Source organism: Cellulomonas marina (genome assembly GCF_900111925.1).
Lineage (GTDB): Bacteria > Actinomycetota > Actinomycetes > Actinomycetales > Cellulomonadaceae > Cellulomonas > Cellulomonas marina.
On sequence record NZ_FOKA01000006.1, the window covers coordinates 158,215 to 179,773 of the forward strand.

Consider the following 21,559-nt stretch of genomic DNA (forward strand, 5'->3'; position numbering starts at 1 on the left):
CGTCGCACGAGGGGGCACCATGCGCACCGTCCACCGTCACTCCCACCCTCCCGTCCACCCTCTCGCGCTCCAGCCCGGGTGGCGTCCCGGGCGGCGTCCTGGGCGGCGTCTGGCCGTCCTCGTCGCCGTCGCCGCGCTGGGCCTCGCGGGGTGCTCCTCGTCGTCGGAGGGGGGCGGGGAGGGCGGGACCGACGGCGGTGCCCCCGCGGTCGAGGACCTGGGGCCCATCAGCGCGAAGCTGCAGGGCATCTACGAGGACTTCGACGCGGCGGCCGCGGACGAGCAGCAGCGCGAGGCCGAGGAGGTCATCGCCGCCTGCATGAAGGAGCAGGGCTTCGACTACACGCCGGTCGAGCCGCAGAACACCACGGCGTTCTCGGAGCCGGACCCCGACATGCCCATGTGGGGCACGGTCGAGTTCGCGGAGCAGTACGGCTACGGCATCACGACGCAGGAGGAGCTCGGGTACGGCTCCCCGGACGAGTCCGAGATGCCCGAGGACCCGAACCAGGCCGCCGTCGAGGCGATGTCGGAGAGCGAGCAGACCGCGTACTACGCCGCGCTGTACGGCGAGCCGGTCGAGCCCGACCCCGCGGCCGACCCCGACGAGCCGGTCGAGTGGGACTGGACGACCGCGGGCTGCTCCGGCCTGGCGCAGCACGAGGTGTACGACCAGGGCGGCATGAGCGAGAGCCCCGTCATGCAGGAGCTCAGCACGATGTACGAGGACGCCACCTCCGACCCGCGGTACACAGCCGCGCAGCAGGAGTGGGTGACGTGCATGGCCGACGCGGGGCACCCGTACACCACCTCCGACGAGCCGCAGCAGGACATCAGCGACCGGTACTTCGAGGAGGCCATGGACCCCGAGACGGGTGAGGTCGACGAGGCGGCCGCCGCGGAGCTGCGCGACGAGGAGATCGCCGTCGCCACCGCCGACGCCGGCTGCCGCGAGGAGGCGGACGTCGACGGGACCACGGCGGCCATCCTCAAGGAGATGGAGGAGGAGTACTACGCCGCCCACCGCGCGGAGGTCGACGCCTTCATCGCCGAGCAGGAGGCGCAGCAGGGCGGTGACGACGCGTGAGGTGGCTCCGCGGCGGTGACGACGCACCCGCCCTCCGCGGCCGCACGGCCGTGGTCGTGCTGGCCGTCGTGGCGGTGGTCAGCCTGCTCCTGGGGCTGCTGCTGAGCCGGCTCGTCGTGTCCCCGGCCCAGGCGGCGGCGGCCCAGCGGCCCCCGGCGGCCGGCCCGGTGACCGTGCCCGTCGAGGAGCGCGTCGTGGCCAGCACGGTGGTGCTGCGGGCCGACGTCGCCTACGAGGACCCGGTGAGCCTGTCGCTCGAGACGGGTGACCTGGGCCGGCCGGCCGTCGTCACCGGCCGCGTCCCGGAGGTGGGCGCCCAGGTCGAGGCGGGTGCGGTCCTGCTCGAGGTGACCGGCCGACCGGTCCTGGCGCTGCCCGGGGAGCTGCCGACGTACCGCACCCTGCGCGCCGGCGTGTCCGGGCCGGACGTGCAGCAGCTGCGCGCGGCGCTCGCGGCCCTGGGCATCTCCGCGGGGGACCCGTCCGACGCCGACTACGACGCGACGGTCGCGGCGGGCGTGCGGGCGCTGTACGACCGGGCGGGCTACCCCGCCCCGGAGCCGGGCGACGAGCTAACCGCCGCGGTCGAGGGGGCGCAGGACGCCCTCACGGCGGCGGAGGAGGGGCTCGCCGGTGCCCAGCGCGCGCTGGACGCCGCGCGCCGCGGCCCGGCGACGGACGCCGAGCGCGTCCGCCTCGACGGGGACGTCGCGGTGGCGCAGGCGGCCCGCGACTACGCGGGCACGCAGTGCGCCCTGCCGCTCGAGACCCGCGACCCGGCCGCGGACTGCACGCCGCCGACCCTGGCCCGGCTCGACGCCGACGTGGCGGCGGCGCGCGCGGCCCGGTCGGCGCTCGAGGCCGCCCCCGACACCCGCGCCGAGGCCGCCGACGTGGCCGCGGCGCGTACCGCCGTGGAGCGCGCGACGGCCGACCTGCGGGAGGCGCAGGCCGCGACGCTCACCCCGTTCCCCGCGTCGGAGGCCGTCTTCGTGGCCGAGCTGCCGCGTCGCGTCGACGCCGTGGGCGTCGCGCGCGGCCAGACCGTCGGCGCGGGCTTCGTCACGGTCTCGGGTGCCACCGTCACCGTGACGGCCGGCGCCTCCGAGGAGGACGCCGCCCTCATGCCCGTCGGCACCCGCGGCACGGTCGACCTCGACGGGGAGCCCCTGGGCGTCACCGTCACCGCCGTCGAGGACCCGGCCGCCGACGCCCCGCAGGCCGCTCCCGGCGGTGCCGAGGGCGAGGGCGCGACGGGCGGCGACGCGGGCACGTCCGACGCCGCGCCCACCGACGAGCGCCGGGTGGTGCTCACCTTCGACGCCGTCACGCCCGAGCAGGAGCTCGCGCTCCAGGGCACCAACGTGCGCGTGGTGGTGCCGGTGAGCTCCACGGGCAGCGAGGTGCTGGCCGTGCCGCTCGCCGCGCTGAGCGCCGGCCCGGACGGCGGCAGCCGCGTGGAGGTCCTGGGCGACGACGAGGCGCGGCACCTCGTGCCCGTCACGACCGGTCTGGCCGCCGAGGGCTACGTCGAGATCGCCGCGTCCGACGAGCCCCTCGCCGCGGGCGACCTCGTCGTCGTCGGCACGGCGGGTACGGACGACGGGCAGGACGACGGGCAGGACGACGGGCAGGACGAAGGCGACGCGTCCGACGACGCCACGACGGAGGAGGCGTCCTCGTGACGCTCCTGCTCCCCGGTGCCGCCGACGCCCCCGCCGACGGGCCGGAGGCCGGGCCGCCGCCACCCGTCCTGGAGCTGCGCGGCGTCCACCGCGAGTTCCGCGGTGCGGCGACGGTCACCGCGCTGCAGCCCACCGACCTCGTCCTGGAGTCCGGCGGCTACCTGGCCGTCGTGGGGCCGTCGGGCTCGGGCAAGTCGACGCTGCTCAACCTCCTGGGCCTGCTCGACCGGCCGTCCGGCGGGGAGTACCTGCTGGACGGCGTCCCCACGGCCCGGGCGCGCGAGCGCGTGCGCACGGCCCTCCGGGCGGAGCGCATCGGCTTCGTCTTCCAGGCCTTCCACCTGCTGCCGCAGCGCACCGTCCTCGAGAACGTCCTCCTCGCCACCACCTACGCGGGCGTCCCCCGCGCGCAGCGGCGGGAGCTGGCCCTCGCCGCGCTGGCCCGGGTCGGCCTCGGGCACCGCACGCACTTCCTGCCGACGACCCTGTCGGGCGGCGAGCGCCAGCGGGTCGCGGTCGCCCGCGCCGTCGTGGCCCGGCCGGCGGTGCTGCTGGCCGACGAGCCCACCGGCAACCTCGACTCGCACAGCTCGGCGGCGGTCCTCGAGCTCTTCGACGAGCTGCACGCCGACGGCCTGACCCTCGTCGTCATCACGCACGACCACGCGGTGGCCGCCCGCGCCCAGCGGCGGGTGTCGATCACCGACGGCGTGCTGCGGGAGGACGCATGAGCGCCCGGCGCGACCGCTTCGGCCTGCGCGACGTCGTCGCGGAGGCGACCTCGGGCGTCGGCGCGCGGCCCGTGCGGCTGCTGCTGACCGTCCTCGGGACGGTCCTCGGCATCGCGTCGGTCGTCGTCACCATCGGCCTCGCGCAGACCGCGGCCAACCGCGTCAACGAGCGCTTCGACGCGGTCGCGGCGACGCAGGCCACCGCCGAGCCGGCGACCCGCAGCACGTGGAGCGGTCGGCAGCAGGCCATCGGCAGCCTGCCGTGGGACGCCCCCGAGCGGGCGCAGCGCCTGGCGGGCGTGGAGGCCGCGGCGACGGTGTCGCCCGTCGACCTCGGCGGGGCGACGGTCAGCACGGTGGCGGTGCACGACCCGTCGGCCCCCGCGCTCGCGCCGCCCCCGGTGGTCGCGACGTCGCCGGGCCTGCTCGACGCCGTCGGCGGGCACCTGCGCGAGGGGCGCTTCTTCGACGCGGGGCACGATGCCCGCGGCGACCGCGTCGTCGTCCTGGGCGCCGACGCCGCCGCGCGGCTGGGCGTCACCCGCGTCGCGACCCAGCCCTCGGTCTTCATCGGCGACGTCGCGTACCAGGTCGTCGGCCTGCTCGACCGCGTCGAGCGCCGGCCGGACCTGCTGGGCGCCCTCGTCGTGCCGCAGGGGACGGCGGCCGCGGACCTCGGGCTCGTCTCGCCCGCGGCCCTGCAGCTGCGCATCGCCGTCGGCGCGGGGGCGACCGTGGCCGAGCAGCTCCCGATCGCGCTGGCGCCGGACGCGCCCGACAGGGTCGACGTGTCGGTGCCCCCGCCGCCCGCCGCGGTGCAGGACGAGGTGCGGGCGGACCTCAACGTCGTGTTCCTGGCCCTCGGCGGGGTGGCGCTGCTCATCGGCGGCGTCGGCATCGCCAACGTGACCCTGCTGTCCGTCATGGAGCGGGCGGGGGAGATCGGCCTGCGCCGGGCGCTCGGCGCGCGCCGCCGGGACGTCGCGGCGCAGTTCGTCGCGGAGTCCGTGCTCGTCGGAGCCCTGGGCGGGCTCATCGGGGCGGCGCTCGGCGTCGGCGTCGTCGCGGTCGTGAGCCTGACGCAGGAGTGGACGCCGATCCTCGACCTGCGCGTGGTGGCGGCGGCCGCCGCCGTGGGCGCGCTCGTCGGGCTGCTGGCCGGCGGGTACCCGGCGGCGAAGGCGGCCCGGCTCGAACCCGTGGCCGCGCTGCGCTCGGGCCTCTGACCGGCGCCCCTCGTCGCACCCCGCCCGCACGACGAGGCGCGGCCGACCCGGGGTCGACCGCGCCTCGCGCCGCGCGCCGGCCTCATGCCGGCCCGGGTGCTCAGGTGAGCGAGCGGATCACCGCCTCGGCCTGCGTGCGCAGGACGGTCCCGGCGCGGTCGGTCAGCGTGCTGCGGGCCGGAGGGGCGTCGAGGCGGCTGAGCAGCCGCTCGAGCTCCCGGACGGCCTGCGCGTCGCGGCCCCGGTCGAGGAACCGCTGCGCGGCGTCCACGTGCCCGCGGGCGAGCGACGCGAGCGGGCCGCGCACCTGGCCGTCGGCGCGGAGGGCGGCCAGGTCCGCCGCGATGCCGGCCACGGACGGCCCGGCCACCGCGGGCAGCGGCACCTGCGTGAAGTCCGTGTCGGACGCGAGGTACCAGCCCGGGTAGGCCGGCTGGTTGTAGGCCGTCTGCTGGCGGGCCGTCTCCGCGCGGTACTGCGGGTCGTGCAGCAGCGTGACGACCTTGCGGTCCGTGTCCTCGGTCGATGTGAAGACCCGCAGGGCGCTGCTGTCGACCGTGCGGACGACGAGCTCCTCGCGCGCGTCGCCGAGGACGTCGGCGACGAGCGAGGGGTTGCCCTTCGTGCCGTTGTTCGTGCGCGTCCCCCCGGCGACGAGCAGCGTGCCGCGCGTGCGGTCGGTGATCGACGGCGTCACGTCGCCGGCGCCCTCCACGATCTGCGTCGTGCCGTCGCCGGCCCAGCGGATCGACTGGTTGGTGCCGAGCGCCGGCGTGCCGAGCGGCTGACCGGTCGCGGACAGCAGGCCGCTGCCGTTCGACCCGTCGGGCATGCCGGCCCAGATCTCCAGCCCCCGCGTCGTCGGGTCGACGTCGCCGATCATCCCGCGGCCGGTGTCGCGCCCCGAGTACGCCCCGGCCAGGGTCGCGCCCGTCGCCGCGTCGCGCAGCGCCCAGCCGAAGGGCGCGTAGGCGCCGCCCTCGTGGACCGTGAAGACCTCCAGGCCCGGCCGGTCGGGGTCGATGTCGGTCACGTGCATGGCGTCGCCGTGCCCGAGCCGCGCCTCCTCGCCCGGCGTCGCCGAGCCCTCGGGCATCGTGTCGGTCGACGAGTACAGCAGGCTGCCGTCGTCGTCGATCGTCGCCGAGCCGTACACGATCTCGTGCCGGCCGTCGCCGTCCACGTCGGCCGCGGACAGCGAGTGGAAGCCCTGCGTGGTGATCGACCCGAACTCCGGGTCGGTCCCGTCGCGCCCGTGCGGCCCGTCGTCGAAGGGGTTCGTCATGGGCGTCCAGCCGGAGTCCACCGTGAACCGCGTGGACAGCGCCTCGCCGTCCCAGTCGTACGCGACCATCGTCGAGCGCGTGTAGTAGCCGCGCGCGAACACGGCCGACGGGTGCTGCCCGTCGAGGTACGCGACGCCCGCGAGGAAGCGGTCCACGCGGTTGCCCGGCTCGATGCGGGCCATGGCGTAGTCGCCCCACAGCAGCCCGTCGTCGGTGCGGCCCGGCTCGTAGCGGACCGTCTGCAGCTCGTCGCCCGTCGCGGCGTCGAGGACGGACAGGTACTCCGGGCCGTCGAGCACGAAGCCCTCGAAGGTCCGCAGGTCGTTCCGGGCGGACCGGGAGGGCGCGTAGACGTCGATGACGTAGTCCGCCAGCGCCTCGGCGTCGGTGCGGGACAGCGGGTAGGCGTACCGCGGCGCAGTGCCCAGGGCCTCCTCGACCGTCGCGGGCCACTGCCCGGAGGTCACCTCCTCGCGCGCCGACCAGCCCTCGAGGACGTCCGCCAGGTGGTCGCGGTAGCCCGCCGCCGACAACCGGTAGTCGTCGTCGCCGGTCACCCCGGCCGCCACGTCCTCGGGCAGGAGCGTGATGTCCCGCGCCTCGCCCGCCCGGCCGTCGGTGTAGCGCGTGGTCGTCGTCCCGGGGGCCGTCTTCAGCATGATCTCGGCCCGGCCGTCGCCGTCGAAGTCCTCGACGAGGAACTGCGTGTAGTGCGCGCCGGCGCGGATGTTCACACCCAGGTCGATGCGGTTCAGCAGCGTGCCGTCGAGCTCGTACGTGTCGACGTAGACGTTGCCGGTGTAGCCCTTCTGCGACACGTCCTTGGCGTTGGACGGGTCCCACTTCACGACGAGCTCGATCTCCCCGTCCCCGTCGACGTCCGCGGGGGCGACGTCGTTCGCGGCGTAGGTGTAGGCCTCGCCCTCGGGGTGGATCGTCCCCGCGGGCGTCCGGCCGTCGGCGGGCTTCTGCAGCGGCACGTCGAGGTAGCCCTGCGACCACGGCTGGACGGTGCCCGTCGGCCCCGTCTCGCGGCCGTCGACGACGGGCACCACGCGGTAGGTGGCCCCGGCCGCGCCGGACGTGTCCCGCCACGTCGTGCTGTCCGTGACCGTGGCGACGAGCGTGCCGTCGCGGTACACGTGGAAGTCGGCGCCGGTCATGCGCTCGGGCGTCGCGCCGGTGACCTCCGTGCCCAGCAGGCGCCAGGACAGGTACGTCCCGTCGTCGGTGGGCACGGCGACGAGGCCGCGGTCGAGCCACTCGACCTGCGTACCGGTGCCGGCGGGGGCGGGCGGGGTCACGGCCGCCGGTGCGACCGGGGCGCCCACGGCGGCGCCGGTCCCGAGGCCGACGAGCAGTGCGGCGCCGGCACCGCCGGCGAGGAGGGCGCGTGGCGGGCACGCGCGGGGGAGCAGACTCATCGTCGAATCCTTCGTCCGCGGGCCCACCTGGTGGGGGCACGCCGTCGCCACGGTGGTGGCAACGTTTCAGGCGCGCGCCGGTGGACCCTGGTGCCCTCGACGCTAGGCGCGGTCGGACCGGATGGCAAGCGCTTCCCGATCGGCCGCACCGGCGTTGCACAGCGACGCCGGCTCACCCCTGAGGGTGAACCGGCGTCGGCAGTGCCGCGGCGAGCGGTGGTCGGCAGCGCGCCGACCGCGTCAGCGGTCCGTGCGCGAACCCCCGGGCAGCGGCGTGGCGGCCTTGCGCCGCGTCAGGAGGTGCAGCACGACGCCGACCGCGAGGAGCCCACCGGCCAGGGCCCAGTGGCTCGCCTCCTGCTGGTTGAGCAGCACCAGGCACGAGACGATGGCGAGCACCGGGACCACGGCCGGGACGCGGAAGTGCTCGTGGTCCACGCGGTCCTTGCGCAGCACCAGCACGGCGACGTTGGTGGACAGGAAGACGAAGAGCAGCAGCAGCACCACGGTCGACGCGAGGTCGATGAGCTCGCCCGTCGCGGCGAGCACCATGGCGACGAGGGTCGTGACGACGATGGCCACCCACGGCGTGCGCCGCTGCGGGAGCACGCGGGACAGCGGCGACGGCAGCAGACCCCGCTCGGCCATCCCGTAGGCGAGCCGGCTGGCCATGATCATCGTCAGGAGCGCGCCGTTCGCCACCGCGATGAGGGCGATGAGGGAGAACAGGGCGTCGGGGACGGACCCGAAGGCCCGCACCACCTCGAGCAGCGGCGCCGAGGAGTCGGCCAGGTCCGCGGGGGCGACGACGGCCGGCGCGACGGCCCCGACCAGGAGGTAGACGAGGCCGGCGACCGCCAGCGACCCGAAGAGGGCCCTCGGGTACACGCGCGAGACGTCCTCGACCTCCTCGGCCATGTTGGCCGAGGTCTCGAAGCCGACGAAGGAGTAGAACGCGACGAGCGCGGTCGCGAGCACCGCGGCGGCGGCACCCGTGCCGGCCGGCGTCTCCACGAGCCGCGACAGGTCGCCGTCCCCGCGCCCGAGCACGAGGAACCCGACCACGACGACCACGAGCAGGCCCGAGACCTCGATCGCCGTCATCACCATGTTCGCCCGCAGCGACTCCTTCACGCCGCGCGCGTTGAGCAGCGCGACGAGCGCGAGGAAGACCAGCGCGGTCGGCACCGCCGGCAGCTCCAGCAGCGCCCCGAGGTAGTCGCCCGCGAACGCCAGCGCGAGGCCCGCGGCGCTGACCACCCCGGCGGCGAGCATGGCGAACCCGACGAGGAACGCGACGAGCGGGCTGCGGTACGCCCGCTCGGCGAACACGGCCGAGCCGCCGGCGTGCGGGTACTTCGTCACGAGCTCGGCGTAGGAGCCCGCGGTGAGCAGCGCCATGAGCAGCGCGACGAGGAACGCGAGCCAGACGAAGCCGCCCGCGGTGCCCGCCATCTCGCCCACGAGGGCGTAGACGCCGGCGCCGAGGACGTCCCCGAGGATGAAGAGGAACAGGAGCCTGCCGGACACCGCGCGGCGCAGGCCGGGTCCCTGCTGGGGGGCGGAGCTCGCGGTCGCTCCGCTGGGCGAGGTCGTGGTCACGGTCCCACTGTCACCCGTGCGTGCGCTGTGCGCGCGCGGAAGGGTGCGCGTCTCCAGCATGCGGGCGGGGGGCAGCGGGCGGCGCGCGTGGCCGGTGATCGGCGGCACGGTCACCGCGCGCCCGGGGCCGGTGCTGGGGCACGCTGGTCCGATGGCGCGCACGGTGAGCGGCGCGGCGGTGGCCTCTGCGGGGACGTGGACGGACCCCGACGGCGTGCGCATGCCGTCGGGCGAGGTCCACGCGTGGGAGCGGGGCACGAACGCCACCGTGTGCGGCCTCCAGCTCAGCCGGCAGGGGCTGCTGCGCTTCCCGCACGTCACCTGGGCCGACGCCCAGCCCGGCACCGGTCGCGACGCCGACGCGGTCACCTCGGTCTGCCGCCGCTGCGCCGCCGGCACCGGCGCCCGCCGCGACGAGAAGCCGTGGCGGCGGGTGGACCCGCGCCCGTGACGCACGCCCACGGCCGGTCCCGGACGCGCAGGAGGGGTCGGTTCACCCGGACCGACCCCTCCCGCACCCGTCAGAAGCCGAACGACCCGAGGTCGCCGTCGACCGGGGCCGGCCCGGGTCCCTCGACCAGCCACGGCACCGTGGCGAACTCGGCGCCGAAGAGCACGAGCCAGCCGCCCGGGTACAGGTTCAGCGCCTCGACCTGCTGGTCCGCCGTCCCGGAGGACCACAGCGCGGACCCGTCCGCGGCGTAGACGACCAGGTTGCCGTCCTCCTGCAGCACGAGCGCGGCGCCCGGGTGGCCGGCCGTCCCGGTGTGCCAGTACGCGCGGCCCTCGGGCGTGTACCCGACGAGGTTGCCGTCCTCCTGCATGACGACGCGGTACTGCCGGTCGTAGGAGACGAGGTCCTCGCCCGGCAGGAGCCCCTCGCCGGGGACCAGCAGGCTGCGCACGAGGTACGTCCCGGACTGCCACGTCGGCGTGGTCCCGGCGTAGACGACGACGTTGCCGTCCCCCTGCACGACGAGGCGCGCGCCGGCCCGGTCGAAGGTGCCGGACTGCCACAGCGCACGCCCGTCGGCGGTGTAGACGACGGCGTTGCCGTCGCCCTGCTGGACGAGCCGCGCGCCCGGGTGGCCCTCGGTCCCCGACGACCAGAGGGCGAGCTCGGCGCCGGCGGCCTTGACGTAGAGCACGAGGTTGCCGTCGGTCTGCATGGCGAGCTCGAAGGTCGCCTCCGGCTCCTCGGCGTACGTGGCGGACAGGCTCTGCCCGGCGGACAGGGTCTCCCCGGCGAGCAGCTCCGGGCCGGGCGGTGCGGCGGTCGCGGCGGGCGCCGCCACGGCGAGCGTGGCGGCCGCCAGGCCCGCGGCGGCGAGGGCGGACAGGGTGCGTCGTGCGGACATGCGGTCGTCTCCCTGCGGTCGGTGCGTCGGACGATGTGTCGGTCGGGGGTCGGTGGTTGGGCGAGGGGACCCGTCACAGGTCGCCGATCTCGGGCAGCGGCTCGAGGCCGGGCACCAGCCAGACGGCGGTGAAGTTCGTGCCTGTGGACGGCTCGCTGCCCAGGACCGTGAGCGTCCCGCCCTCCCAGTACCAGAGGAAGGCCCCCTCGCTGCCCGACGTGCCCGAGGACCACAGGGCGGCCGCCCCGTCGGCGCGGTACACGACGAAGTTGCCGTCCCTCCTGCATGACGGCGTACGCCCCGGCGTGGCCCTGGGTGCCCGACGACCAGTACGCGCGCCCCGTGGGGCCGTACGCGACGAGGTTGCCGTCCCCCTGCATGACGAGGCGGTACCGCTCGTCGGACGAGGGCAGCACCTCCCCGGGCTGCAGGTCCTCGCCGGCGGCCAAACTGTTGACGACGACGTAGGTCCGCGACTGCCAGGCGGCGGCGGTCCCGGCGTACAGCACGACGTTGCCGTCGCCCTGCACCACGAGCCGCGCACCGGACCGGCCGTAGGTGCCGGACTGCCACAGGGCGCGGCCGTCGGCGGCGTAGACCACCGCGTTGCCGTCCGGCTGCTGCACGAGGCGCGCGCCGGGGTTCCCCTCGGTGCCCGACGTCCACAGCGCGTACTCGCCGGAGGGGTCCTTGACGTACAGCACGACGTTGCCGTCGGTCTGCATCGCCAGCTCGAAGGTCGTCCCGTCCAGCGACCCGGTCCCAGGAGCCGTCAGGCTCTGGCCGGCCGTGAGCTGCTCGCCGGTGAGGAGCTCGGGCCCGCCTGCGGCGGCGGTGGCGGCCGGTGCGGTGCCGGCGAGCACGGCCGCCGCGAGGGCCGTGGTCGTGACGGTGGAGAGAGTACGGCGGAGGTGCATCGGTGGATCCCCCTGCGGTGCTGACCGGGGCGGAACACCCGCCCCTGGTGCCGCGATCCTGGCAGGTGTCGACGCTGGTCGGAGGCGGTTCCGCATCACGATCCCGTCTCGGCCCGCCCCTCGTCTCCGGGACGACGACGGCCGGCCCGCGAACGCCAGGAGCGTTCGCAGACCGGCCGCGTGGTGACGCCGCGCAGGCGGCAGGGGATGTCAGGGCTCGATGACCCACAGGTACTCGTCGACCGTCTCGACCGTGACGCCGTCGTCGTACACGACCACAGCGCCGTCGACGCCGGGTGCCGAGGTGCGCGACTGCCAGAGCGCCCGCGTGCCGTCCGCGGTGTAGACGACGAAGTTGTTGTCGCTCTGGAGCACGGCGTAGGCGCCGGGTCGGGTCTTGATGCCGGCCGACCAGAAGGCGCGGCCGTTGGCGTACGCGACGAGGTTCCCGTCGCGCTGCATCGCCAGGGTCACGGTGCCGCTCGGGCTGACGAGCTCCTCACCCGAGGCCAGCACCTCGCCCGTGAAGAGCACGTTCGGCAGGTCGGTGCTGATGTACGTGCCGGACTGCCACTTGGCACCGCCGTTGCCGTAGATGACCGCGTTCGCGTCGCCCTGGAGCACCAGGTAGGCGTTCGGGTTGCCGTACGTGCCGGACTGCCAGAGCGCGGGGCCGTTGTCGCCCGCGTAGACGACGGCGTTGCCGTCGGTCTGCATGACGAGGTAGGCGCCCGGGTGGCCCGCGGTGCCGCTCTGCCACAGCGCGACGTCGCCGCTGCCGTCGTTGACGTAGAGCACGACGTTGCCGTCGGTCTGCATCTCCAGGTGCGAGTCGGCGAGCTCGCCCTCGACGGACAGGTTCTCCCCGACACGCAGGGTCTCGCCCACGTGGAGCTCGCTCGCGATGGCGGGCGCCGCGACGGCGGCGGGGGCCGTGGCGGCCAGGGCCGCGCCGGCGAGCGCGGTGGAGAGGATGAGGGCGGTGGTGCGACGCGACATGGGGGCCTTTCCCGGGGTGAGCAGGGGGAACGGCCTGTCCGCGCCCCCGCGGAATGGTGGCGGCCCGCCACCACGCCACGACAGTCCTCCGCCGGGTGAAAACCCCGGCGGAGGGCTGACGTCACCCCTCCGACGGGGCGGGACGGGACCTCAGACCCCGGAGGGGGCCCGCGCGGGTCGGGGTCCCGTCCCGCCGGTGCCGATCACACGGGGCGCTTCTGCGGGGCCGTCTCGGCGGTCTTGCCCGGGTCGCGCTCGACGACGTCGCCCAGGGCCTCGTCGATGCGGGACAGGAGCTCCGGCGGGATGGTGACGCCGGCGGCCTTGACGTTCTCCTCGACCTGCTCGGGGCGGGACGCGCCGATGAGCGCGGCGGCGACGTTGTCGTTCTGCAGCACCCAGGCCACCGCGAGCTGCGCCATGCTGAGCCCCAGCTCGTCGGCGACGGGCTGCAGGCGCTGGACGCGCTCGAGGACGGTGTCGTTCATGAACCGCTTGATCATGTTCGCGCCGCCCTTCTCGTCGGTGGCGCGCGACCCGGCCGGCGGCTCCTGGCCGGGCTTGTACTTACCGGTGAGCACGCCCTGCGCGACGGGCGACCAGACGATCTGCGACACCCCGAGCTCGCGCGAGGCCGGCACGACCTCGTCCTCGATGACCCGCCAGAGCATGGAGTACTGCGGCTGGCTGGAGATGAGCTGCACGCCGAGCTCCTTCGCCAGCGCGTGCCCAGCCCGCAGCTGCTCCGCGGTCCACTCGCTGACGCCGATGTAGAGGGCCTTGCCCTGCCGGACGACGTCGGCGAACGCCTGCATCGTCTCCTCCAGCGGCGTCTCCGTGTCGTACCGGTGCGCCTGGTAGAGGTCGACGTAGTCCGTCTGCAGCCGCTGCAGGGACCCGTCGATGGACTCGAGGATGTGCTTGCGGGACAGCCCGACGTCGTTGTGACCGCCCGGGCCCGTCGGCCAGTAGACCTTCGTGAAGATCTCCAGCGACTGCCGGCGCTCGCCCTTCAGCGCCTCGCCGAGGACGGTCTCCGCCTTCGTGTTGGCGTAGACGTCCGCGGTGTCGAACGTGGTGATCCCGGCGTCGAGCGCCGCGCGCACGCACCGCGTCGCGGTGTCGTTCTCCACCTGCGAGCCGTGCGTGAGCCAGTTGCCGTAGGTGATCTCGGAGATCTTCATCCCCGAGGCGCCCAGGTAGCGGAACTCCATGGTCATGCCTCCCGTGTCGTCGGTGAGCTGTCGTGGGTCTTGGCGGGGTCGCGCTCGACGACCCCGGCGAGCGCGGCGTCGATCCGCTCCATCGCGTCGGCCGGGATCGTGACGCCGGCCGCCTGCACGTTGTCGTGGACCTGCTCCGGGCGCGAGGCGCCGATGATCGCCGTCGCGACGTTCTCGTTCTGCAGCACCCAGGCGATCGCGAGCTGCGCCATGGACAGGCCCAGGTCGTCGGCGACCGGCGTCAGCTCCTGCACGGCCGCGAGGGTCTCGTCGGACATGAAACGGCTGATCATCTTCGCGCCCCCCTTGTCGTCCCTTCAGCGCCTCGCCGAGCACGGTCTCGGCCACGGTGTTGGCGTAGACGTCGGCGGTGTCGAAGGTCGAGATGCCGGCGTCGAGCGCGGCCCGGACGCACGCCGTCGCCGTGTCGTTCTCCACCTGCGAGCCGTGCGTGAGCCAGTTGCCGTACGTGATCTCCGAGATCTTCAGCCCGGACCTGCCGAGGTAGCGGTGCTCCATGCTCGTCAGTCAACGCGACGAGCGGGACTCCCGCCCGCGCTGGGCCCCGCGGCCGCCGCCCTCGTCGCCCGGCCGCGGCCCCGCCGCGTCCCGGAGCAGTCCCGTCGCGCGGGCACCGACCGTCAGCGCGCCCTGCTCGACGAGGTCCCGGGCGAGGTCCCGCAGCTTGACGTTGCGGTGCTGGCTGAGCGCGGACAGGAAGGCGAAGGCCTCGTACGGCGTCCCGCCGCGGTGCGCGACGACGATGCCCTTGGCCTGGTCGATGACGGCACGGGAGACCAGCGCCTGGCGCAGCTGGTCGGCCAGCGCGTGCCCGTCCGCGAGCGCCTGCGCGTGCGCCACGGCGGAGGCGACCGCCGCGGCCAGGGTGACGACCACGGCCGCGTGCTCGTCCCCGAAGGCGCCGACCGCACCCCCGTACACGTTGACGCCGCCGACGACGACCCCCTCGTCGAGCACGGGAGCCGAGAGGACCGCCGGGGCCGCTGCGCTCCCGGCGCGGCGCGCGAGCCGGGGCCAGCGGGCGTCGTCGCGCAGGTCGGCGGTGAGCACCGTCGTCGCGGTGTCGGAGGCCTGTACGCACGGGCCCTCGCCCGTCTGGATCTGCCAGCCGTCGACCTGGGCGGCCGTGGGCGAGGTGGCGGCGATCTCGGCGGGCTCGGCCGCACGACCGAGCTGCACGCTGACGGCGGCCGCGCCGGGCACGGTCGCCAGTACGACGCGCGCCGCCCCGGCGAGGACCGCGTGCGTGCTGGTCGTGCACCGGGGGAGCGCCACCACCCGGAGACAGGCCTCGGCGAGCGCGGTGGGGGGGAGGAGGATGACCACGGCCGGTCCTTCGCGTGGGGGGGTGACGACCCCCGGCACCGCCGGCACGGCCGGGGTCCACGGAGGTACAGGTCCCCCGCGGAGCGGGTCAGGACCGGTGGCTGTTCCCCAACCGCGACCGAGACTAGGCCCCGCGCGTACCGTGGTGCTCGCCGCGGGCGCCACGCGACGGTCCCCCGTCCGTTCCTGTGCACGAGGAGCAGCCGCGGCCCGAGCCGTCGCGGGGAGGCGGGACACATGACGAGCAGCGCCGGACCGGCGCACGACGAGACGCACGACGAGACGCACGACGAGACGCACGACGAGACGCACGACGAGACGCACGACGGGACGCACGACGGGACGGGGGGAGCGGGTGAGCGCCCGGCGGAGCTGCTCGAGATCCTGCTCGACAGCACCTCCTTGCCCGCGGCCCTCAAGGAGCTCGTCCGGCTGGCCGCGCGGGTCGATCCCGGCATCGCGGCCTGCGGGATCACGGTGCGGCGGCAGGGCCACCCGCTCACCGCGGCGACGAGCGACCCGTTGGCGTCGGCCGTCGACGAGATCCAGTACGGGCTGGGGACGGGCCCGTGTCTCGAGTGCCTGGAGAACGGCGTCGTCCTCGTCGTGGAGGGCATGGCCACCGAGACGCGGTGGGACGGCTACCCGGTGCATGCCGTCGCCCACGGCGTGCGCAGCAGCATCTCCTTCCCCCTGGTCGAGGGGTCGAGCACGGTGGGGGCGCTCAACGCCTACGGCCGGGAGCCCGGGCTGTTCGGGGGAGACCTCGCCGGCCGGCTGAGCGACTTCGCGGGCCGGGCGCAGGCGGTGGTCTCCCTCGCGGTGCGGCAGGCCCGGCAGGGGGACCTCGTCGACCAGCTCCACGACGCCATGCAGTCGCGCAGCCTCATCGACCAGGCGCTCGGCATCGTCATGGCGCGGCGCCGGTGCACCGCGGAGGAGGCGTTCGCGGTGCTGCGGACCGCCAGCCAGTCCCGCAACCGCCGCCTCACGGACGTGGCGGCCGAGCTCATCCGGTCGACGACGGGCCAGGAGCCACGGCCGGGGCGGTTCGGCACCTGAGCCGCGCCCGCCGCCGCACCGTGTGATGCGCCCCACAGCGGCCGCGACCCCGCGTGCCGGGGTGGGACGATCGGCCGGTGACCGGTCGGGGGGCACCACCTGCGCACGTCCTGGCGGCTGTCGGCGCCGCCATGGCGGACCACCCGGAGGACGGCCTCGTCGTGCACGAGGCGGTGCGGGACCCGGCCGGGCGGCCGGTGGACCTGCGCTTCGCGTGGGTCAACCGGGCGCTCGAGCGCATCGCCGGCCGCCCCGTGACGGGGCTCCTCGTGAAGGAGACCTACGGCGACGACGCCGTGCTCCTGCCCGCGATGCTGGAGCTCGTCGGCACCGGCGGGCAGGCGGTGCACGAGGTGGTCTTCGACGGCGACCCCCTCGACCCCGCCCTGCGCGGCCGGACCCTCACCGCGTACCTGACCTCGGTGGGGGAGGACCTCGTCGTCGCGCAGTACCGGGACGTCAGCAGCGAGCGGCGGCTGCTGCAGCGGCTGGAGCACCTCGCCGGGCACGACGACCTCACCGGCCTGCCCAACCGTCGGCTCGCGGTCGAGCACCTCGAGCGGGCCATGCGCCGGCTGCCGCGCTCCGACGCCGGTGTCCTCGTGCTCCTGGGCGACCTCGACGGGTTCAAGGAGGTCAACGACACCCACGGCCACGCGGCCGGCGACGCCGTGCTCCGGGCGGTGTCGGCCGACCTGATCGGCGCCGTCCGGGCCGGGGACGTGGTGGCGCGCTGGGGCGGCGACGAGTTCCTCGTGCTGTGCGAGGACGTCGACGAGCCGACGGCCGCCGCCGTCGCCGACCGGCTCGAGGCCGCCGTCGTCGGGCAGGTCCTCCCCGACGGGACCCGCACGGCGGTGACCCTCAGTCTCGGCGCGGCGTGGACGGGCCTCTCGCTCGAGCCGGACGGCCTGGTCCGGGTGGCCGACCGCCGGCTCTACGAGCGCAAGGCCACCCGGGTCTGAGGCCCGCCCGGCCGGGGCCCGTACCGCCGGCGGCACCCGGCCGTCAGGCCGGCAGCAGCTCCCCCCGCACGATGGAGTCGCCCGAGTGGCCGGGGTCCCCGTCGGTGGGCTCGTCGCTGACGTCGACGAGCGCGTACACGGCCAGGTCGAGGTCGTCGGGCACCGCGAACGTGCCCTCGGCGTCGTCGAGCACCCCGAGGCTGACCAGCCCGCTGCCGTCCGCGGCGAGGAGCCACACCTCGCGGTAGTCGCTCGCGGGCACGTCCACGTCGAGGGTGACGGACAGCACGCGCCGGCCGTCCTCGTCGACGAGGGTCGCGTGGCCCGCAGCCCCCGGCCAGTCCGGGAACGCCGCCAGCTCCGCGCTGGCCAGCGGGGGCGGTGCGTCGGGGGTGAGGGCACGGGTCGCCACCACGCCGCCGAGCGCGACCGCCGCCACCCCGGCCACCGCGGCCAGCCAGGTGCGCCGGCCCCGTCGCGGGCGCGCGCCGCCCGCGGGACGCCGGCCGGGGGGCCGGGTGGACGCGGTCCGGGCCGTGCGGGCGGGGTCGTGGGCGGTGTCGTGAGCGCTGTCATGGGCAGGGTTGTGGGCGCTGTCGTGGACCGGGTCGACGACGGGCGCGCGGGTGGCCTCGGCCGGCAGGGGACGCGGAGCCGTGACGACGTCCGTGGGCGCGGCCGGCACGTCCTGCAGGCCGAGCTCGGCGGAGATGCGGTCCCAGACGCGGGCGGGCGGGGCGACGAGCTCCCCCTCGTGCACGGTCGCGCGCCCGACGGACACGGTCGCGCCGAGGTCGGCCACCTCGTCGCGGCAGCCCGGGCACGCGACGAGGTGCGCGGCGGCGTCGTCGTCGGGCGGGGCCTCCCCGAGCGCGAGCAGGGCGAGGGTCTCGGGGTCGAGGTGCCGGTCGGCCGGACGGTCGGCGCCGGTGGGGCGGTCAGCGGAGGGCACCGGTCACCTCCAGTCGCGTGCGCAGCCGGGCGAGGCTCCGGTGGATGAGGGACTTGACCGTACCGAGCGGCAGGCCCGTCCGGTCGGCGATCTGCACGTGCGTGAGGCCGTCGTAGAAGGCGAGGTGGATCACGCGGCGGGCGTCCGGCGCCAGCCGGGCGATCTCGTCGGCGACGACGAGCCGGTCGGTGAGGTCCGTCTCGACGACCTCCGACCCGGCCGGGGTGCCGGCCGCGAGCTGCTCCTCGAGGGCGCGCACGCGGGCCCGGGCGGCGTGGACGTCGGCGATGCGGTGCCGGGCGATCCCGACGAGCCAGCCGGGCAGGGCCCCGGCGCCGGGGTCGAACGAGCCGCGTCCGGTCCACGCCGAGACGAAGGTGCGCTGCGTGACGTCCTCCGCGTCGGTGGCGTCGCCGAGCGAGCGCAGCGCGAGGGTGTGGACGAGGGCGGACCAGCGCCGGTAGGCCTCCGCCAGCGCCGTCTCGTCGCCGGCGGCGAAGGCGCGGCCCAGCGCGTGGTCGTCGGGCCGGTCGTCGGGCCGGTCGTCGGGATCGTCGCCGCCGGCGGGGTCGTCGGGGGCCCGGTGGGTGCTCACGGGGCGGTGGTCCTCTCGGTGCGGCGTCGCGGTCCGGGAGGCCGCGGCCGCGCCGTGCGGGCGGGGTGCCGTCACGACGGCACCGGGCGCTCTCACGGCAGGCGGTCGGCCTCGACGAGGACGTTGTCACGGTACGAGCCCGTCGTCCTGTCGAACGGTCCGCCGCAGGTGATGAGGACGAGGCGCGGGGCCCCGTCGCGGGCGAACAGCGCGTCGGCGGGCAGGGCCGTCTTGGCCACCTGCTCGACCGCGGTCACCGCGTAGCGGTGGGTGGTGCCGGCCTCGTCGGCGAGCTCGACGACGTCGCCGGGCCCGAGGTCGCGCAGCCGCGCGAACGGCCCGATGCCGTCCGCGACCGTGTCGACGTGGGCGGCGACGACCACCGAGCCGGCACCCCCGGCGGGCGCGGGCCCGAACCGGTACCACCCGGCCGTGCCCGCGCTCGCGGGGATCTCCATGGTGCCGTCGGCGTCCACGCCGACGGCCTCCACCGGCATGTCGATGCCGGCGGCCCCGACGAGGAGCCGCACCGGCGGGACGGGTGCCGCCACGACGACGTCCTCGGGACGGGTCGGCAGCATCGGCAGCCCTGCCGCCGCGCCGGTGCCGGTCCCGGTCCCGGATCCGTCGCCGGCACCGGCGGCGTCCGCCGCGGCCCCGTCGGGTGCGGCGGACGGTGACGGGCCGCCCGGGGCACCCGCCGCACCCGCGTCCCCCGCCGCTCCCGTCGTGCCCGGCGTCGCGCCGTCGGCACCCGTCGCCGCCGGACCGCACCCGACCAGGACGGCCAGGGCGGGGGCGACGAGGAGCGCCAGGGCGGCGCGGCGCCGCCGGGAGGGCTGGGAGGGTCGCCGGGCGGTGCGGGGGCGCCCCGGACGGCGCCGGCTCATCGGCCCGCGGTCACGCGCGCGGTGCGGCGACGCAGGCCCAGGGCCGCCACCCCGGCGAGGGCGACGAGCGCGGCGGCACCGGCGGCGACGCCACCCGTCGACGTGGCGTCGTCCGCGACGAGGCCCGCCTGCCCGCTGTCGACGCCGCTCGGAGCGGAGTGCAGGCCGCCGATGTTCTGCACGGCGAGCTGCAGGTTGCCGGCGGACGCGCTGCCCCAGGCGTAGACGACGGTGAGCGTGCCGTCCTGCACGGGGACGTCCGCCGGGCCGATCACGGGCGCGGTGGTGCCCGCGAGCGCCACCGCGGCGCTCACCGTGCCGGCCGGCAGGTCGAGCGAGCCCTCGTTCGGGTTCGTCACGTCCTCGAGCACCGGCGAGCCCCCGGCCAGGATGTCGACGGCCGGGGCGGCCGCCGTGTGCCGGACCGTGAGGCGGCCCTGGCCGGCGTCCGTGCTGGAGATGTCGTTGGTGAACAGGGTGGCCGTCGGCGACCCGTCCTCCTTCAGGTGCGCCACCGCGGTGTAGCTGTTGCCGGCGGTGAGGCTGAGGTCGACCGGACCGATGACGGGGGCCGAGGCGTCGGCGGCGTCAGCCGCGGTGATGGCCACCGTGTACGTGCCCGTCGGCAGGTCGAGCGGCCCGGTGAGCGTGCCCGGCGTGAAGTCGTCGAGCGTGCGCTCACCGTTGACGTAGACGTCCACGGTGGTGTCGGGGACGCCGTGCAGCACGTACAGGTCGGCGCTGTCCGCGTCCGCGGCGAGCGCGGGTGCGGCCAGGGCCACGGGGCCGAGCAGGCCCAGGGCGGCGCCGGTGAGGACGGGGGTGCGCAGCGGGTGTCGCATGGTGTTCCTCCGGGATCGGACGGCGGGTGCCGTCGCGGTGCTGACACCCCCTCTTCCGCGCCGGACCCGTCCCCGGATGCACCGGGTGCCCGCCCGTCGGTGCCCGTCCTCAGGGACGCCTCAGGGGCGCGGGCCGGGCCCGCGCCCCTGGTCGACCGCCGGTGGCCTCGCGTCAGCCGTTGAGGAAGCCGCCGAGCCCGCCGCCGCCGCCCGTGGCCTGGCCCGCGCCGTCGGTGACCGACTCGCTGGGCTGCACGAGGACGTACCCCTGCCCGCCGAACGCCATCTGGAACGTCTCCCCGGTGCCGCCGCGGAGCATGGACTTCAACCCGCCGGTGTCGATGCGCACGTCCATCGTCACGCCCGCGGTCCACAGCACGACGGCCTGGGCGTCGGCGAACGTCGGGGCGCTCGCGACGTCCAGGGCGACCGGCTCGCCCTTCGTCGTGACGGCCACGTACCCCGTGCCGCGCAGCGCGACGTTGTAGAGGTTGCCGGCCGTCGCGGCGCCCCGGGCCGCCACCCGGTGGATGTCCCACTCCACCGACGACGAGAACGCCAGCACGTTCGCGCCGTTGACGGAGATGGCGTCGTTCTCGAGGTAGAGCACCTGCACGTCGGCGGCCTCGTCGGCGACGAACAGCTCCCCGTGCCCCGTGCACTGCATGAGGTCGATGCCCTCACCCGTCATCGCCTGCTTGAACATGCGCCCGAGGCCGCCGGAGCCGCGGTTCTCGAACCGGATGTCGCCCTGGTAGGCGACCATCGACCCCGTGCGCGCCCAGACGGGCCCGTAGCCCATCTGGACCTTGAGCATCTTCTTGCCCTGCAGCGCGAACGGGTCCTGCGACCCCGTCTCCCGGAAGTCGCTGAACAGGCTGCCGTGGATGGCCATCGTCGTCCGTCCCCTCGTGACCGCGTCGTCGCAGCGCGCAGCGGCTGCGGCCGCACTCTACTGAGCGGCCGCAGCCCGACGGGAGGTCCCGCCGGTGCGGGACGGCGTCGTCGGCGGCTGGTCGGCGAGGACGTCAGCGGGGGCCGAAGGCACCCGGGTTCGCCGGCCCCGCGGGCGGCGCCTGGCCGGCGACGGGGACGACGCCGTCCCCGGTGCCGGCCACGGGGGTGTCCTCCTCGTCGTCCGGCCCCAGGACGGAGTCGGCGGTGGCCGCGCCGGCGGTGTCGGAGGCGTCGCCGACGTCGGCGCCGTCGTCGTCGCCGACGAGGGACTCGACGTAGTCGGAGTCGGCGGCGCCGGGGACCGGCCCGTCGGAGGTGGCGTCCGCGGCGGCGTGCTCGGGTGCGTGCTCAGGTGTGGTCGACATGCCTCCTGCCTACCCCCGCTCGCGCGCGGGCGCGAGCGGGACGACG

20 protein-coding genes and 1 pseudogene are annotated in these 21,559 nt (G+C 76.0%); 7 read left to right on the forward strand and 14 right to left on the reverse strand.

The window, feature by feature from the left end; all coding sequences use genetic code 11:
- Positions 1-19 precede the first annotated feature (19 nt).
- Genes BM048_RS08505 through BM048_RS08520 form a run of 4 tightly spaced genes read left to right on the forward strand, consistent with a single transcriptional unit; the run spans position 20 to position 4,729 of the window.
- Positions 20-1,087, forward strand: coding sequence for a hypothetical protein (locus BM048_RS08505; protein WP_090032347.1), 1,068 nt, complete (start codon positions 20-22; stop codon positions 1,085-1,087).
- Entirely contained in the window at positions 1,084-2,772 is a 1,689-nt protein-coding gene (locus BM048_RS18470; RefSeq protein WP_090032349.1) for an RND family efflux transporter, read from the forward strand. Before BM048_RS08505 ends, BM048_RS18470 begins: the two co-directional genes overlap by 4 nt.
- Positions 2,773-2,777: 5 nt before the next feature.
- On the forward strand, positions 2,778-3,503 hold the full coding sequence (locus tag BM048_RS18475; protein ID WP_090032480.1) for an ABC transporter ATP-binding protein: 726 nt from the start codon (positions 2,778-2,780) through the stop codon (positions 3,501-3,503).
- The gene (locus BM048_RS08520; protein WP_090032351.1) at positions 3,500-4,729 is read left to right on the forward strand and encodes an ABC transporter permease; all 1,230 of its coding nucleotides are present in this window, start codon (positions 3,500-3,502) and stop codon (positions 4,727-4,729) included. Before BM048_RS18475 ends, BM048_RS08520 begins: the two co-directional genes overlap by 4 nt.
- 100 nt (positions 4,730-4,829) lie before the next feature.
- Here BM048_RS08520 and BM048_RS08525 read toward each other — a convergent pair whose 3' ends face one another.
- Positions 4,830-7,439, reverse strand: coding sequence for a rhamnogalacturonan lyase (locus BM048_RS08525; protein WP_175499397.1), 2,610 nt, complete (start codon positions 7,437-7,439; stop codon positions 4,830-4,832).
- 240 nt (positions 7,440-7,679) lie between these two features.
- The gene (locus tag BM048_RS08530) at positions 7,680-9,041 is read right to left on the reverse strand and encodes an APC family permease (RefSeq protein WP_239078918.1); all 1,362 of its coding nucleotides are present in this window, start codon (positions 9,039-9,041) and stop codon (positions 7,680-7,682) included.
- Positions 9,042-9,192: 151 nt separating this feature from the next.
- Here BM048_RS08530 and BM048_RS08535 point away from each other — a divergent pair, with 151 nt between their 5' ends.
- Complete coding sequence (locus tag BM048_RS08535; protein WP_090032485.1) at positions 9,193-9,492, forward strand: hypothetical protein; 300 nt, start codon at positions 9,193-9,195, stop codon at positions 9,490-9,492.
- A 70-nt stretch (positions 9,493-9,562) separates the two neighbouring features.
- Here the strand turns inward: BM048_RS08535 and BM048_RS08540 are convergent, their stop codons facing one another.
- From BM048_RS08540 to BM048_RS08575, 6 genes and pseudogenes are all read right to left on the reverse strand, one after another.
- Complete coding sequence (locus BM048_RS08540; protein ID WP_090032354.1) at positions 9,563-10,399, reverse strand: hypothetical protein; 837 nt, start codon at positions 10,397-10,399, stop codon at positions 9,563-9,565.
- 73 nt (positions 10,400-10,472) lie between these two features.
- Positions 10,473-10,661, reverse strand: coding sequence for a hypothetical protein (locus tag BM048_RS08545; RefSeq protein ID WP_090032356.1), 189 nt, complete (start codon positions 10,659-10,661; stop codon positions 10,473-10,475).
- 865 nt (positions 10,662-11,526) lie between these two features.
- Positions 11,527-12,315, reverse strand: a complete 789-nt coding sequence (locus tag BM048_RS08560; protein WP_090032359.1) for a hypothetical protein — start codon at positions 12,313-12,315, stop codon at positions 11,527-11,529.
- A gap of 203 nt (positions 12,316-12,518) precedes the next feature.
- Positions 12,519-13,529, reverse strand: a complete 1,011-nt coding sequence (locus BM048_RS08565; protein WP_090032360.1) for an aldo/keto reductase family protein — start codon at positions 13,527-13,529, stop codon at positions 12,519-12,521.
- A 2-nt stretch (positions 13,530-13,531) separates the two neighbouring features.
- Positions 13,532-14,057 (reverse strand): annotated as a pseudogene (locus tag BM048_RS08570) (aldo/keto reductase).
- Positions 14,058-14,066: 9 nt separating this feature from the next.
- Positions 14,067-14,885, reverse strand: coding sequence for an ANTAR domain-containing protein (locus BM048_RS08575; RefSeq protein WP_175499399.1), 819 nt, complete (start codon positions 14,883-14,885; stop codon positions 14,067-14,069).
- A gap of 237 nt (positions 14,886-15,122) precedes the next feature.
- Here BM048_RS08575 and BM048_RS08580 point away from each other — a divergent pair, with 237 nt between their 5' ends.
- Together BM048_RS08580 and BM048_RS08585 are read left to right on the forward strand one after the other, a co-directional pair.
- A complete protein-coding gene (locus BM048_RS08580) occupies positions 15,123-15,947 on the forward strand; it encodes a GAF and ANTAR domain-containing protein (protein WP_090032362.1) in 825 nt (274 codons plus the stop codon).
- A gap of 77 nt (positions 15,948-16,024) precedes the next feature.
- Complete coding sequence (locus BM048_RS08585; RefSeq protein WP_139224373.1) at positions 16,025-16,912, forward strand: GGDEF domain-containing protein; 888 nt, start codon at positions 16,025-16,027, stop codon at positions 16,910-16,912.
- Between the two features lie 43 nt (positions 16,913-16,955).
- Here the strand turns inward: BM048_RS08585 and BM048_RS08590 are convergent, their stop codons facing one another.
- The 6 genes from BM048_RS08590 to BM048_RS08615 all read right to left on the reverse strand — a co-directional run bounded on the left by BM048_RS08590 (position 16,956) and on the right by BM048_RS08615 (position 21,513).
- Entirely contained in the window at positions 16,956-17,864 is a 909-nt protein-coding gene (locus BM048_RS08590) for an anti-sigma factor (protein WP_239078919.1), read from the reverse strand.
- On the reverse strand, positions 17,851-18,459 hold the full coding sequence (locus BM048_RS08595) for an RNA polymerase sigma factor (protein WP_308439529.1): 609 nt from the start codon (positions 18,457-18,459) through the stop codon (positions 17,851-17,853). Before BM048_RS08595 ends, BM048_RS08590 begins: the two co-directional genes overlap by 14 nt.
- A 92-nt stretch (positions 18,460-18,551) precedes the next feature.
- Positions 18,552-19,349 (reverse strand): class F sortase, encoded by a 798-nt coding sequence (locus tag BM048_RS08600; protein ID WP_090032365.1) that lies wholly within the window; start codon positions 19,347-19,349, stop codon positions 18,552-18,554.
- Complete coding sequence (locus BM048_RS08605; RefSeq protein ID WP_090032366.1) at positions 19,346-20,191, reverse strand: DUF4397 domain-containing protein; 846 nt, start codon at positions 20,189-20,191, stop codon at positions 19,346-19,348. Before BM048_RS08605 ends, BM048_RS08600 begins: the two co-directional genes overlap by 4 nt.
- Before the next feature lie 172 nt (positions 20,192-20,363).
- On the reverse strand, positions 20,364-21,086 hold the full coding sequence (locus BM048_RS08610) for an AIM24 family protein (RefSeq protein WP_090032368.1): 723 nt from the start codon (positions 21,084-21,086) through the stop codon (positions 20,364-20,366).
- Between the two features lie 133 nt (positions 21,087-21,219).
- Complete coding sequence (locus BM048_RS08615; protein ID WP_090032369.1) at positions 21,220-21,513, reverse strand: hypothetical protein; 294 nt, start codon at positions 21,511-21,513, stop codon at positions 21,220-21,222.
- Between the last annotated feature and the right edge of the window lie 46 nt (positions 21,514-21,559).

What these genes read in the sequence shown, in the direction of transcription:
- BM048_RS08505 (WP_090032347.1), top strand. Translation starts at nt 20, where the DNA reads ATGCGCACCGTCCACCGTCACTCCCACCCTCCCGTCCACCCTCTCGCG.
- BM048_RS08520 (WP_090032351.1), top strand. Translation starts at nt 3,500, where the DNA reads ATGAGCGCCCGGCGCGACCGCTTCGGCCTGCGCGACGTCGTCGCGGAG.
- BM048_RS08525 (WP_175499397.1), bottom strand. Translation starts at nt 7,439, where the DNA reads ATGAGTCTGCTCCCCCGCGCGTGCCCGCCACGCGCCCTCCTCGCCGGC.
- BM048_RS08535 (WP_090032485.1), top strand. Translation starts at nt 9,193, where the DNA reads ATGGCGCGCACGGTGAGCGGCGCGGCGGTGGCCTCTGCGGGGACGTGG.
- BM048_RS08540 (WP_090032354.1), bottom strand. Translation starts at nt 10,399, where the DNA reads ATGTCCGCACGACGCACCCTGTCCGCCCTCGCCGCCGCGGGCCTGGCG.
- BM048_RS08560 (WP_090032359.1), bottom strand. Translation starts at nt 12,315, where the DNA reads ATGTCGCGTCGCACCACCGCCCTCATCCTCTCCACCGCGCTCGCCGGC.
- BM048_RS08565 (WP_090032360.1), bottom strand. Translation starts at nt 13,529, where the DNA reads ATGGAGTTCCGCTACCTGGGCGCCTCGGGGATGAAGATCTCCGAGATC.
- BM048_RS08580 (WP_090032362.1), top strand. Translation starts at nt 15,123, where the DNA reads ATGACGAGCAGCGCCGGACCGGCGCACGACGAGACGCACGACGAGACG.
- BM048_RS08600 (WP_090032365.1), bottom strand. Translation starts at nt 19,349, where the DNA reads ATGAGCCGGCGCCGTCCGGGGCGCCCCCGCACCGCCCGGCGACCCTCC.
- BM048_RS08605 (WP_090032366.1), bottom strand. Translation starts at nt 20,191, where the DNA reads ATGCGACACCCGCTGCGCACCCCCGTCCTCACCGGCGCCGCCCTGGGC.
- BM048_RS08610 (WP_090032368.1), bottom strand. Translation starts at nt 21,086, where the DNA reads ATGGCCATCCACGGCAGCCTGTTCAGCGACTTCCGGGAGACGGGGTCG.
- BM048_RS08615 (WP_090032369.1), bottom strand. Translation starts at nt 21,513, where the DNA reads ATGTCGACCACACCTGAGCACGCACCCGAGCACGCCGCCGCGGACGCC.